This is a genomic window from Lysinibacillus sp. fkY74-1, from assembly GCF_053165895.1.
Genome location: NZ_CP170173.1, coordinates 2,751,972 through 2,764,855, shown reverse-complemented (window position 1 = coordinate 2,764,855; position 12,884 = coordinate 2,751,972). Strand labels below are relative to the sequence as shown.

Genomic DNA, 12,884 nt, shown 5'->3' with positions numbered 1-12,884 from the left:
AAAAATGGGTTAATGGCCATGAAAAAACGAGGTATTTGATGGTGTTATCTTCAAATACCTCGTTAAGTCCTATTTAATTAATGGATATATTTTGTGCTAACAAGCTCATCTTTTAAGACGTCTGTTGGGATTTCAAATTCCACAACGCCCATAAAACCTGGTGCCACTTCATATTTATCGAATGAAATCACTAACTTACCTTTATCAGAAATATAGAATTGTTGATCTGGTTGAATAGCTGTAAAGTCTTCCATCAACTCTTCGTCAGCCAGGCCAGCTCCCTTTACCCAGTAAACTTTATCCTGATTGGATTCAGCCATTTGTGTACGCATTTGTTCCTTAATATTTTCACTAATAGCTTCAATATAGTTCTTATCTTTAAAGAGCATAGGTAAAGTAATTAAAATTTCGTTTTCTTTATCAATAGTATCGTATTCCATGACAGTGGAGGATGAGCCGACAGTATTGACTACATAACGACCAATCGATAAAATTTGGTCATTATCGGTTTTAATTTCAAAGCCACTATCAACGCCTAAATGACCACCAATACCACTGGCCTTTAAATCACCAACTTCTGTAATAAATTCATCGTAGAGAGCTTTTCCTTCTGCACGATACTTTTCATTTAACGAATTTGCAAGATCTTGATTATCTAGATTTTCAATAGCAGGTACTTTAATATTGGCATCAAAATTATCTTCTGCAACCTCATATTCTGTCCAAGTTAATACTTTGACCACACTTCCTACAACAGGTATGTCAGATAGCGTTCGAGCCATTGCTGGACTCGCATTTAAACTAGCTGTAAATAGCATAGCTGCAGCTGCCGAGCCAAGCAACCATTGAGGAGTACGGTTCTTTTTCTTTTTCCGACCTTGCTTCAAAGCTCGTTCAACCACCAAGTCTAATTCCTTAGGAATGGAAACATCCGTATATTGTTTTTCTATATTTTTTAATTTTTTATCCATGTGCAGTTTCTCCCTTCACATCTTCCAATTGTATTTTCAATAGTTTTAATGCTTTATAAAGACGCGATTTGGTTGTACTTAACTTAATATCGAGGATATTCGCAACGTCTGCGAGCTTTAAATCCTCAAAATAATGAAGAATCACAACCTCTCGATACATTTGCGGGAGCTCATCCAATGCATGTTCTAGGTCTACGTTTTCATAGACATCCTCTTGAGCGGGGGTTAAATATTGCAAAGTATCATCATCAGTTACTTGTAAGCGTTTATGCTTTCGTAAAAAATCAATGGAAGTACGAACGACTATTTTATAAAACCAGCTTTTCATATAATCAACATTTTCTAGTCGATCTAATGACAGCATGGCCTTTTGAATACTGTCCTGTACAACATCTAGTGCGTCCTGTTCATTTTTTGTATAGCTATACGCGAGCAAATAAAAACGCTCTTTTTGTTCACGAATGAATTGGACAAACACCTCTTCATGTTGAAATGCATTTCTTGTTTTCATGTCCAAAGAAGCTCCTTTTTTAACATTGTCAAATTGTATACATGTACTAGACGTACGAAATGAGGGAAAAAGTTGATGATCATAAAAAAAACTTACCCCAATATGAGATAAGTTTTATCCTTCTATACTGTTGGCATACGTCAGCATAACAGATGATTATGAGAAATAGTCATATGTATTTTTCAAGAGTAATAGAATGGTCACAACGATAAATAACTTACGTACATAACCGCTGCCACGTTTAATCGCAAATTTTGACCCGACTATGGCCCCAGCAATTTGCGCAAGACCCATTGGTAAACCATAGGCATAATTGATTTGTCCTAAGTATATAAACATAAGAAGGGCTGCCACATTACTACCGAAATTTAAAAATTTCGCATTACCAGCTGATTGTAAAAAATCAAAACCAACCATGAGAAAGGCAAATAATAAAAATGAACCAGTACCAGGACCCAAGAAGCCATCATAAAAACCAATGACTGTAATAACTACTACAAATAATAGATAACGTTTTGGTGTTAATTTTTTATAGGTAGTGATGCTTCCCCAATCTTTTTTAAAAATCGTATAGATAGCTACGGCAGCCAGCATAATGAGCATGAGCGGCTTTAGGACACTAGGATTCATTAAGTGGACAATCCACGCACCTAGCATAGACCCGAAAAAGACAAAGGGGAATAGCTTATAGACCGCTTTAATATCAAGCTTGCCAGAGCGATAAAATGTCAAAGTACTCGTAAGTGATCCCATTGTACCTGCTAATTTATTGGTTGCCACCGCTGTAGAAGGTGGGAGACCTACAAACATAAGAGCTGGTAAAGAAATGAGTCCACCACCGCCAACAACTGAATCAATAAATGCTGCTAAAAAACCAAATACAATAAGAATGACTAAAATATTTAGATCTAAATCAAATGGCACAACAGGTCATCTCTTTTCTATCATAGTAATCTGATAGTAGCGAACTGAGGTTGGGCTGTAAATACTCTTTATAAAGTTTTGCGGATTTTGAACGAATGGTTTTCGTATAATTTCTATAAAAATCAAATATTTTCTGCTTAGAGTTAGAAATTTGATGTATTATGTAAATGATAGTGTTTTTACGTAAAGGGGACGTGATGACATGAGTTTAGCAAATCATATACGTGTATTTCTCTGTGTCGTATTTATGGGGATGCTTGTTGGATATGTCTTTAATGCAAAAAAAGATATAACAGATCATGAGTATATTGATATCGTCAAAGAAGGTTATTTGGAGAATTTTTCGGACGTCACAGTTCGTAATGCATTTAACTACGCATTCTTTGAACCATATTGGCGATATTATCAAGCGAAAACAGGGGAGCAAGTTATAGAATTATCAGGTGAAATTACGTTTCAAGGTGAAAAAGGACATGCTATATTACAATTCGTTGTTGACGAACAAACAAAACAATTTTCCCTTCGTGCGATGAAGTTTAATGAAAATGTTCTAAATGCTGAACAAAAACAGAAACTCGTCGGCATGGTCTATCAAACATGGGAAATGAAACAACTAGCTTATGAGTAAGGTTTTTTGCTTTGTAAATGAGCAGAACTATATTACAGTTAAAAGGGGGAGCTTACAGACAGAGAGGATGTTTTGAATGAAGTTAAGTATTTTAGATCAAATGCCTATACCAAAAGGTCATTCGGCAGAGGAAGCCTTCCAACGTACAGAACAACTAGCGTTATTAGGGGAAGAACTTGGATATCATCGTATGTGGCTAGCTGAACACCATAATAGTCAGTCGCTAGCAAGCTCAGCTCCCGAAGTAACCGCTGCTTTTTTAGCTGCGAAAACGAAGCGCCTGCGCATTGGGACAGGTGGGGTCATGATGATGCATTATTCACCCTATAAGATCGCAGAGGTTTTTAAAACATTGTCAGGCTTAGCACCTCATCGAATTGATTTCGGAGTGGGGAGAGCGCCAGGTGGTGATCATGCCTCTATTTATGCGCTTGCAGAGGGAAGAAGACAACGCTTCACTGAGCAATATGATAAGCTTGAAATTATACTAAAGCTCATGAATAACCAAAAAACGGGTGAGCATGTCTATGATCAAGTCGTTGCGGCACCAGTTGATAGTTCATTACCTGAGGCGTGGCTGCTAGGTTCAAGTGGTCAAAGTGCAATGCAGGCAGGACAGCTAGGTGTAGGCTATTCCTATGCCCAGTTTTTCACGGGTAATATGTCGAAGGATATTTTTGATGCCTACAAAGCCTATTTTACGCCTTCTTATTATATGGAAAAACCACAAATCATTGTGACCTATGCGGCGACGGTGGCACCTACTTTAGAGGAAGCCGAGTACTTGGCAAAACCAATCGATATTTCTCGTCTTCAGCTTATGAAAGGGCAAATTATTCAAACTATATCGCCTGAAGAAGCAAAGGATTATCCATTAACTGAAATGGATAAAATGACAATTGCCAATAATCGCAAAGCCAATCTTGTCGGCACACCGAAGGATATTGCTGCTTTTTTAATGAAAGAACAAGAACATTATGGCTTTGATGAAGTCATGCTGAACTGTAATCAATATGAATTAGCAAGTCGTTTAAACACCTATAAATTCCTAGCGGAGGAATTATTATAGAACAAAATCACCTCGTTGTAACTCTTCGAGGTGATTTTTATTAGGATTGACGCTTTTTAACGTACATAAAATAGAAAAACCCGGAAATAAATTTCCGGGTTCGATTACCACTTACATTAAATACTCCATGACACTCTGCCTCGCTTCTGCATAGAATCTTAAGATATTCCTAAGAACTGTACTTTACTCAGCTTTGATGGTCCTTTTGAGTTATCGATCAATCGCACTCATCGGGTTAACCCTCCTAGTCATAGGATTTGAAGTGAAATCTTTAATAGTATAGACCGCGCCATATTTTTTATACATAGTTAAGAAATTTTTTTAAAACAATAAAAGGAAACTCCCTTTTGATACAGATTTTTAAAAAAGGAGTTTCTTTCTTTATGAGTTGCTTAAACGCGGGCAGAGCCACTAACAAACGTGTGATCTCGATAATACATATTTTTCACTAAAACGTTAGGACCTAGGCATTTAACAGCTGGACAATGACAATTGAGTGTTTTAGCTAAATCAGTTGCCATCCATTTATCAAAGATAGTTGGAAGCTCATCATGTACAATATTACCTAAAGCAGGTGTATCACCGAAATCAGTAACGATGACATCGCCCGTAAAAATATTGATATTCAAACGTGAACGGCCATCTGGGTCGTTACGCAATGTGACATTTTTCGCTGTACGAAGACGTTGAAGTAATCGTTGATCTTCTTCATTCGCACTGCAAGGGTAAAATGGAAGTGTTCCGAATAACATCCATGTATTGTCATCACGAATATCTAGTAGATGATGGATCGCTTCACGTGTTTCCTCCAGTGACAGAGATGTGAGAGCACTAGCGAAATCTGATGGGTACATTGGATGTACCTCATGACGTGCACATTTCATTTCATGGATGATTTGGTTATGAATATGTTCTAAGTACGGTAAAGTTTTTTTGTTTAGCATGGTTTCAGCTGAAACCATTACACCATGTTCCGCAAGCATTTTTGAGTTATCAATCATGCGTTGAAATAGAGCTGCACGTTGGTCATAAGTAGGTTTGCGCTCCATCATGGCAAAGCCTGTTTCCACGAATTCATCGATTGTACCCCAGTTATGTGAAATATGAAGGACATCTAAATAAGGGGCAATTAGTAAATAACGTGCAGGCTCCAATGTTAAATTGGAGTTGATTTGTGTTCGCACGCCTCGTTCATGCGCATATTTCAATAAAGGCAATACATAGCTTTGTACGGATTTCTTAGACATCATCGGTTCGCCACCTGTGATACTTAGCGTTTTTAAATGAGGTATTTCATCTAGCCGTTGGAGAATTAAGTCAATCGGCAATGCCTCGGGGTCTTTATTTTGTAGCGTATAGCCAACCGCACAGTGTGCGCAACGCATATTACAAAGTGTAGTTGTTGTAAATTCAATATTTGAGAGTGTCATCTGTCCATGTTGCTCCATGTCTATATAAGCTTCCCATGGATCAAAGACAGGCGTTATTTTTTGTAAGGTCGTCATCTTTCGTACATCTTCCTTTCTAGCATTCTATTGTCTCATATTCATCGATAATTTCAAATATGAAATTACTGAAAGGGCTATTTTATGACTAGATAAACATTTTTTACCCATTTAAAGGAAAATGTTCACCAATTCATTTGTATCGAAATGGATGAAGATAAAATGCTTACAAGTCCTACTATTCTGAAAAAGGTGGATTTACTGTTATTTTTCTAAAAAAACGTTATCATGGATAGAGAAAATAGCACAATGCATCATAGAAAGTAGGTACGGACATGACGAAATATGAAATATTATTATTTGACGTGGATGATACGTTACTAGATTTTGATTTAGCTGAAAATGCTGCACTTGACCGCATGTTTAAAGAAGAAAATATACAAGTTACTCCCAACATGATTGCACGTTACAAAGAAATTAATGAGTCAATGTGGCGAGCTTTTGAGTGTGGAGAAGTAACGAAAAATACCTTACATAATACACGTTTTTCGATTGCTTTAAAGGAATTTGGCATAGAAGTCGATGGGACATACTTTGAATCACTTTTCCAAAAATATTTACGGGAGGCCCACCATTATGTAGAGGGGGCCTATGAGGTAATCGCTCACCTAGCCAATCATTATCATTTATATGTAGTGTCCAACGGGATAACGGTTACACAAAATAAACGTCTTGTGGATGCGAATTTAGCGCAATATTTTAAAGGCATTTTTATTTCAGAGCAAACGGGCTATCAAAAGCCTATGCCAGCCTTTTTCGATTATGTGTTTGAACGAATTGATAATTTTGATAAAGAAAAAGCACTAATTATTGGAGACTCTTTGACATCTGATATAAAAGGTGGTTTACAGTCCGGAATAGATACTTGTTGGTTTAATATCCGCAATGTTGAAAATACAAGTGGCATTGAACCGCATTATGAAATTAAAAAATTGCAGGATTTACATGATTTACTGAATCAAAAAATTGCACTTTAAGTAAGCATGAGGCACCTTCTTTGTTTTGTAGACAGGGAGGTGCTTTTTTTGCTCATTTTTTGAGCAGGTTTATAGGTATAAAAAAACGAGGAAAGGGCAAAACCATTGTTGAGACTAGTTTCCATGAAAGGGGAAATATTCGATGAATACGATACTAACAGCCAGTAAACGCCAAAAAGGACGACAATCTTCACTAACACAGCTTCGACAAAACGGTGCCATTCCTGGTGTTGTCTATGGCTTCCAAATGGAATCAACAGCCATTACATTAGACGCAAGAACATTTGGGAAAATACTAGCAGCGCATGGTACAAAAAGTGTTTTTCAATTAGATGTGGATGGAAAGCGTATTAATGCCGTTTTATCAGAAGTTCAGCGTTGTGCTCTAAAAGGGAATATTAAACATGTTGATTTTAAATCGATCAACATGTCACAAGAGCTGGAAGTGGAGATTCCAGTAACAGTAATCGGTGATGCCATCGGAGTAGCAGATGGAGGTTTCCTATTACAGCCTAATCGTGAGGTTCGCATTAAAGTGAAGCCAACAGAAATTCCCGAAACGATCGAAATCGATGTCACGAATATAGCAATCGGAACATCCCTATATGTGGGAGATATACGTCAACAATTTTCATTTGAAATTTTACAAGAAGATGACTTTACACTAGTGACGATCACACCTCCATCTGCTGAAAACGTACAAGAAGATGACACTGTGGACGACACGCCCGAAGTAATTGAAGCAACAGGGCAAAATACCTCTGAGCCAGAAGCATAGCGTAAAAAAAGGGAGCCATTTTCCAAAATGGCTCCTTGTTTATTCTATCCATAAAAAGACAATGCAATTTTTGCATTGTCAGAAAGCTTATATGACGGCGCTTTTCACGCCAGTCCATTTCATAAATAATTTTTCGTTATAGGTTAAGGCGAATTGTACGATTGGTCCAAGTCCAAAGGCCATTATCACCGTACCGATGCCTATAGGACCACCAAGTAAGAAGCCAATTACAGCGACTGTAACTTCCATTGTCGTCCGGGAACGTGTGACACTCCAGCCAAGTTTATGAACCATCATTAGCATTAAGGTATCGCGCGGACCAATTCCTAAATTAGCCACCATATACATACCACAGCCCCAGCCAAGTAATACTAACCCTGTTAGATAAGAAACAAGCTGCATCCAAAAGCCATCGATATCAGGTAGCCAATAATTAAAAATATCAATAAAAATGCCAGCTAAAAACATATCGATAAAAGTTCCTGGTAATGGGAATTTTTTCGTTATTAGCATATCAAAGGCTAAAATTGCCAGTCCTAAAATGATCGACCATGAACCGATCGTTAATCCGAGTGTTTTAGTTAAGCCAATATGTAAAACATCCCAAGAGCCTACGCCAAAAAGCTGCCCTTTAATTGTTAATGTAACGCCAAAAGATAGCACGATAATGCCTGTTATGAAAAATAAACAGCGTGTATAAAAAGCTTGTTTCATTTTTTAACCCTCATTCATCCGTAAATTCCTATTGTCCATCAAATAATTATAACAAGATATTTTCAATTTGCCAGAAGTTTGTCATTTCACATTTTTCAAAAAAAACAGTTTAGCTTTAGGTAGAGAGGGCAAAATATAGTTGTAGAAGAAAGGATGGGATGAAATGACTTCAGTACGTGATGAAATTTTAGAAGTTTTGAACCGTGAAAAGATCGGAACGATGGCTACTGTAGAAAACGGGAAGCCTTATTCGCGCTATATGACGTTCCAGCATGAGGATTTTGTGTTATATACTGTGACGAATAAGCATTCTGAGAAAATGGAAGAGCTCCGTAAAAATCCATATACCCATATATTGTATGGCTATGAAAATGGGAGCTTTGGTGATTCCTATGTGGAAATAGAGGGAAAGCTCACTGAAGTACACGAAGAAGGCATTAAAAATAAAATTGCAGAATTTTTTACGAGTATTTTTATTGGCAATCAGGATGAAATGGTGACCCTAAAAATTGAACCTATTCGTATGCGTTTAATGAATAAAAAAGGACAACCACCAAAAGAACTAGAATTTTCGAGCGACCATTAATCAATGGTCGTTTTTTACGGACTTTACGATTAATAGTTGCAATAACAGACATCTTTCAGGCATGATAGTTCTTAAAAGAAAAAGGAGTATTGGCTATGACGACAAAATTACAACAGTTAACGCAAAATATTTTATCATCTCAAGGTAAGTTAGAGGCAGATTTTATTCTTAAAAATGCACAAGTTGCCGATGTCTATACATTAACGTGGAGGAAAGCGGACATTGTTGTGAAGAATGGCACAATTGTCGCACTGGATCACAGCAATAGATTTCATGCAAAAGAGGTAGAGGATGCAGCGGGGAGCTATGTTATTCCTGGATTGATTGATGGTCATATACATATTGAATCTTCGATGCTAACACCTGGAGAATTCAGCCGTGTCTTAATTCCACATGGGATTACAACCGTGATTACTGATCCACATGAAATTGCTAACGTAGCAGGAGCAGAAGGAATCCAATTTATGCTGGATGATGCACAAAAGGCCGATATGGATATTTTTGTGATGCTTCCTTCAAGTGTACCAGGGACACAGTTTGAAAACGCCGGGGCAACATTAACAGCACAGGATTTGGAGCCATTTCTGCATCATGAACAAGTTCGTGGATTAGCGGAGGTTATGGATTTCCCAGCCGTCTTAAATGGAGAAGAGGGAATGCTGCAAAAAATTTTATTATCAAAGGAAGCGAACCTAGTAATTGATGGGCATTGTGCGGGCTTACAAAGTGAGCAAATAACAGGCTACCGAGCTGCAGGTATTCAAACGGATCATGAATGTGTGACAGCCGAAGAAGCCATTGATCGTGTAGAGCAGGGGATGTATGTCCTTATTCGAGAGGGATCAGCAGCGAAAAATTTGCGTGATTTATTGCCAGCCATTCAGTCACACAATGCGCGTCGTTTTGGTTTTTGTACGGATGATAAATATGTCGATGAATTGATGGATGAAGGTAGCATCAATTATGATGTTGCAATGGCAATAGCCGAAGGGATGACACCTTTGCAGGCAATTCAGCTAGCAACCGTAAATACCGCAGAATGCTATCGTTTATTTGATCGAGGGGTACTTGCACCAGGCTATAAGGCTGATTTTGTACTAGTAGACGATTTATCGACGATGCAGGCAAAAGCGGTTTGGAAAAATGGTCATAAAGTGGCTGAAAATGGGGAAATGCTGACAAGTCGTCAAGAGGCAAAGGTTCCTGCCCATATTCATCACTCTGTTCATTTACCAAGCATCACAAAGGATAGTTTACAACTATCATTCAAAAAGGGGACAAGAGCGAATGTCATGGAAATTGTGCCGAATCAGCTGATTACCAATCATTTAGTCATAGATGTACCTGTGAAAGAAGGCGTATTTGTCCCCTCAATCGAACAAGATTTACTGAAACTAGCAGTCATCGAACGCCATCATCATTTGCATACGACGGGCTTAGGTATTGTGAAAGGGTTTGGTTTACAAAAAGGTGCGGTTGCGACTACCGTAGCCCATGATTCACATAATGCCCTTGTCGTTGGCACAAATGATGAGGATATGATTCTGGCACTTTCCCGCATTCAGGAAATCCAAGGTGGCTTCGTTATTGTAGCCGATGGTGAAATACTCGCGGAGATGCCTTTAACAATCGGTGGCTTAATGACAGATGTGCCAGCACAGCAAGCGAAGGAACAGCTAGCGGGCTTGCACAATGCTTTACAGAAACTCAATCCAACTTTAGATTTTCATTTTCTACTGACATTTTCTTTTGTAGCATTACCCGTAATTCCTGCTTTAAAATTAACAGATACAGGGCTATTTGATGTGACAACCTTCCAGCATATAGAAGTGGAAGCATAGACAAAAAAACGACCTAGTTGCGGAAAGCGATTAGGTCTTTTTTATTCGCTTAAAAATGTCTCATAACAGAGGATAGAAAGCCGTCTCAATGTAAAATCAAATTAAAGTTTATAAAGCCGCTTTATAATGATTGGTAACCGAGTAAGGGGCATTAATGATAGACTGTTTTTAGATACTTTGAGATAGATAGATTTACCATTTTAATCTATCCAGCGAAGAGCAATCTTTAAGGTCACTTTACAAACGGAGAGGAAAGAAGACATGAGAAGGAAAGGCTTAGTCATTAGTTTAGCAGTAATTGCTGTATTGTGGATATTACATACAACATCTAAAAATTTTGTGGTCGACCCCACATTTTCGACATTTCTTTCGAACAAGGAAATAGAACTTCCGAATGCAAATGTATGGATTATGATGATCCAACTACATATCATTTTAGCCATTATTGCCTTAATTACGGGGCCATTAGGTCTTTCGAGAACAATAAGAATGGAAAAACCTATTCTACACCGCTGGAATGGTCGAATCTATGTAATAGTGATTGTAGTCAATATACTTCCAGGATATTATATAGCGCTCTATGCAAATGGGGGCATGTGGAGTACGATTGGTTTCTTCATTTTAAATACGCTGTGGTTGCTTACGACGATAAACGGTTTTCGTTTTATAAAAAAGGGACAAGTAAATAGCCATCGGAGTTGGATGCTAAGAAGCTTTTTCTTAACGTTTGCCAATCTAACCATTTACATAGTTGTGACGATACTGCATTATGGAGCGAATCTTCCATATGGGTTGTCGTATTCGTTAGGAGCGTGGTTAGCCTTTACTATTAATTTAGTATTAGCAGAGATGGTGATTAGAAAATCGACCATTTAACGCCATAGAATTAATTTGAAAAGGAAGATTTTATGAAAAAATGGATACTATTTTTTGGGTTTATAGCTGCTTTGATAATTGTGCTAACGATTAATGATTCGGAAATAAAACAGGCTAAGACTATATTTGTAGATAGTAATGGAAATGATTCAAATAATGGTTCAAAATTAAGCCCATACCGTACGCTAAAAAAGGCGGCATTAGAAGCGGAAGCAGGGTCAACCGTATTTATACGGAAAGGCATTTATAAGGAAAAGCTTTCTGTTATACATAGTGGTACAAAATCAAACCCCATTATTTTCAAGGCGTATGAAAATGAAGAAGTTATTCTTAGTGGAGAGTCCATGAAGAATACGGATGGTGATGCATCTCTTGTAACAATAAAGAATAAAAATTACATTACCATTAGTGGATTCACTATACAGGATTTAACGACGAAACAATTAGATGAAACAGTGATAGGAATTTACGTAACAGGCTCCAGTAGCCATATTACCCTAGCGAATAATCATGTGAAAAGAATAAAAACCTTTGCTGAGGATGGAAATGGTCATGGGATCGCTGTCTACGGAACAGGGTCAATGAGAGATATAAATATTGTAGGTAATACAGTGGAGGATTTAGTGTTAGGTGCAAGTGAATCTATAGTTCTTAATGGGAATATTAATGGATTTAAAATAGAAAATAATATAGTTCGACGGAGCAATAATATCGGAATTGATCTGATTGGGTTTGAAGGAATTTCAAAGGATAAAAAAAGGGACTATGTACGAAACGGTGCTGTAAAAAATAATTACGTTTATGAAATTTCCTCCTATGGGAATCCAGCATATGGCGAGAATTATTCTGCTGGGGGAATATATGTCGATGGTGGTAAGAATATAACGATTGAGTACAATACCCTTTATAAGAATGATATCGGAATTGAAGTAACATCTGAACATGCAAACAAGTATGCAGACAATATAAAAGTACTAAATAATACAGTATATAATAATTTTTTTACAGGAATATCGATTGGCGGGTATGATGAAAAAAGAGGGGGGACGAAAAATTCAACCATTTCTCATAATATTATATACCGTAATGATACAAAGGGATTAGATGGAGGACAGCTTTTATTACAGTATGATACCCACAATAACGTTATAGAAAAAAATATACTAACAGCTGGATCTTCTCGAATATTTATAGCCAATTATTTTACAAGTAATAAAAAAAACAAGTTGGTTAGGAATGTGTTTCATAAAGAAAAAGGGGAGGATGGCATTTGGATATGGAAGGATAAGGAATATGACTCGTTTAAAAAGTTTAAAATCGCATCCAATAGTGATTCGACATCTAGTTACCTAGATCCTCAATATAAAAACATGGATAAATTTGATTTTAGACTTGAAAAAGATTCTCCTGCGGAACATATAGTGAAGTAAAAAAATATGAGGGCTAAGGCTAAAAAGACAATCGAGTTGTCGAGAAACCATTTGTTAAACTAAAGGTAATTTTG

The 12,884-nt window shown here is 37.3% G+C and carries 13 protein-coding genes; 8 read left to right on the top strand and 5 right to left on the bottom strand.

Annotated features, from left to right (window positions below):
* Positions 1 to 77: 77 nt before the first annotated feature.
* The 3 genes from ACE1MS_RS13550 to ACE1MS_RS13540 all read right to left on the bottom strand — a co-directional run bounded on the left by ACE1MS_RS13550 (position 78) and on the right by ACE1MS_RS13540 (position 2,406).
* Positions 78 to 971 carry an RsiV family protein gene (locus tag ACE1MS_RS13550; protein WP_036216742.1) on the bottom strand — a complete coding sequence of 298 codons (894 nt, stop codon included), beginning with the start codon at positions 969 to 971 and terminating at the stop codon, positions 78 to 80.
* On the bottom strand, positions 964 to 1,482 hold the full coding sequence (locus ACE1MS_RS13545; RefSeq protein WP_012294925.1) for a sigma-70 family RNA polymerase sigma factor: 519 nt from the start codon (positions 1,480 to 1,482) through the stop codon (positions 964 to 966). The genes ACE1MS_RS13550 and ACE1MS_RS13545 overlap by 8 nt, the downstream gene beginning before the upstream one ends.
* Positions 1,483 to 1,638: 156 nt before the next feature.
* On the bottom strand, positions 1,639 to 2,406 hold the full coding sequence (locus tag ACE1MS_RS13540; RefSeq protein ID WP_036162021.1) for a TSUP family transporter: 768 nt from the start codon (positions 2,404 to 2,406) through the stop codon (positions 1,639 to 1,641).
* Between the two features lie 202 nt (positions 2,407 to 2,608).
* Between ACE1MS_RS13540 and ACE1MS_RS13535 the strand changes: the two genes are divergently transcribed.
* Together ACE1MS_RS13535 and ACE1MS_RS13530 are read left to right on the top strand one after the other, a co-directional pair.
* Entirely contained in the window at positions 2,609 to 3,034 is a 426-nt protein-coding gene (locus tag ACE1MS_RS13535) for a hypothetical protein (RefSeq protein WP_036162020.1), read from the top strand.
* Positions 3,035 to 3,110: 76 nt separating this feature from the next.
* Positions 3,111 to 4,103, top strand: coding sequence for an LLM class flavin-dependent oxidoreductase (locus tag ACE1MS_RS13530; protein WP_031416215.1), 993 nt, complete (start codon positions 3,111 to 3,113; stop codon positions 4,101 to 4,103).
* Between the two features lie 392 nt (positions 4,104 to 4,495).
* Here ACE1MS_RS13530 and yfkAB read toward each other — a convergent pair whose 3' ends face one another.
* Entirely contained in the window at positions 4,496 to 5,608 is a 1,113-nt protein-coding gene (gene yfkAB, locus ACE1MS_RS13525; RefSeq protein ID WP_447402414.1) for a radical SAM/CxCxxxxC motif protein YfkAB, read from the bottom strand.
* 275 nt (positions 5,609 to 5,883) lie between these two features.
* Here yfkAB and ACE1MS_RS13520 point away from each other — a divergent pair, with 275 nt between their 5' ends.
* Complete coding sequence (locus tag ACE1MS_RS13520; RefSeq protein WP_447402413.1) at positions 5,884 to 6,585, top strand: YjjG family noncanonical pyrimidine nucleotidase; 702 nt, start codon at positions 5,884 to 5,886, stop codon at positions 6,583 to 6,585.
* A 142-nt stretch (positions 6,586 to 6,727) separates the two neighbouring features.
* Entirely contained in the window at positions 6,728 to 7,363 is a 636-nt protein-coding gene (locus ACE1MS_RS13515) for a 50S ribosomal protein L25/general stress protein Ctc (protein ID WP_447402412.1), read from the top strand.
* Positions 7,364 to 7,450: 87 nt separating this feature from the next.
* On the opposite strand, the gene ACE1MS_RS13510 is transcribed toward ACE1MS_RS13515, so the two are convergent.
* Positions 7,451 to 8,077 (bottom strand): YczE/YyaS/YitT family protein, encoded by a 627-nt coding sequence (locus tag ACE1MS_RS13510; RefSeq protein WP_012294917.1) that lies wholly within the window; start codon positions 8,075 to 8,077, stop codon positions 7,451 to 7,453.
* A gap of 163 nt (positions 8,078 to 8,240) precedes the next feature.
* Between ACE1MS_RS13510 and ACE1MS_RS13505 the strand changes: the two genes are divergently transcribed.
* From ACE1MS_RS13505 to ACE1MS_RS13490, 4 genes are all read left to right on the top strand, one after another.
* Positions 8,241 to 8,663: a pyridoxamine 5'-phosphate oxidase family protein gene (locus tag ACE1MS_RS13505; RefSeq protein WP_447402411.1), complete on the top strand. Its 423-nt coding sequence runs from the start codon at positions 8,241 to 8,243 to the stop codon at positions 8,661 to 8,663.
* 95 nt (positions 8,664 to 8,758) lie between these two features.
* Positions 8,759 to 10,504 carry an adenine deaminase gene (gene ade / locus ACE1MS_RS13500; RefSeq protein WP_198694990.1) on the top strand — a complete coding sequence of 582 codons (1,746 nt, stop codon included), beginning with the start codon at positions 8,759 to 8,761 and terminating at the stop codon, positions 10,502 to 10,504.
* 261 nt (positions 10,505 to 10,765) lie between these two features.
* Entirely contained in the window at positions 10,766 to 11,380 is a 615-nt protein-coding gene (locus tag ACE1MS_RS13495; protein ID WP_012294914.1) for a DUF2306 domain-containing protein, read from the top strand.
* A gap of 32 nt (positions 11,381 to 11,412) precedes the next feature.
* On the top strand, positions 11,413 to 12,810 hold the full coding sequence (locus ACE1MS_RS13490; RefSeq protein ID WP_281487076.1) for a right-handed parallel beta-helix repeat-containing protein: 1,398 nt from the start codon (positions 11,413 to 11,415) through the stop codon (positions 12,808 to 12,810).
* The last annotated feature ends 74 nt before the right edge of the window (positions 12,811 to 12,884 follow it).

Coding starts and splice junctions, on each gene's coding strand:
- ACE1MS_RS13550 (WP_036216742.1), bottom strand. CDS start 971: ATGGATAAAAAATTAAAAAATATAGAAAAACAATATACGGATGTTTCC.
- ACE1MS_RS13545 (WP_012294925.1), bottom strand. CDS start 1,482: ATGAAAACAAGAAATGCATTTCAACATGAAGAGGTGTTTGTCCAATTC.
- ACE1MS_RS13535 (WP_036162020.1), top strand. CDS start 2,609: ATGAGTTTAGCAAATCATATACGTGTATTTCTCTGTGTCGTATTTATG.
- ACE1MS_RS13530 (WP_031416215.1), top strand. CDS start 3,111: ATGAAGTTAAGTATTTTAGATCAAATGCCTATACCAAAAGGTCATTCG.
- yfkAB (WP_447402414.1), bottom strand. CDS start 5,608: ATGACGACCTTACAAAAAATAACGCCTGTCTTTGATCCATGGGAAGCT.
- ACE1MS_RS13520 (WP_447402413.1), top strand. CDS start 5,884: ATGACGAAATATGAAATATTATTATTTGACGTGGATGATACGTTACTA.
- ACE1MS_RS13515 (WP_447402412.1), top strand. CDS start 6,728: ATGAATACGATACTAACAGCCAGTAAACGCCAAAAAGGACGACAATCT.
- ACE1MS_RS13510 (WP_012294917.1), bottom strand. CDS start 8,077: ATGAAACAAGCTTTTTATACACGCTGTTTATTTTTCATAACAGGCATT.
- ACE1MS_RS13505 (WP_447402411.1), top strand. CDS start 8,241: ATGACTTCAGTACGTGATGAAATTTTAGAAGTTTTGAACCGTGAAAAG.
- ade (WP_198694990.1), top strand. CDS start 8,759: ATGACGACAAAATTACAACAGTTAACGCAAAATATTTTATCATCTCAA.
- ACE1MS_RS13495 (WP_012294914.1), top strand. CDS start 10,766: ATGAGAAGGAAAGGCTTAGTCATTAGTTTAGCAGTAATTGCTGTATTG.
- ACE1MS_RS13490 (WP_281487076.1), top strand. CDS start 11,413: ATGAAAAAATGGATACTATTTTTTGGGTTTATAGCTGCTTTGATAATT.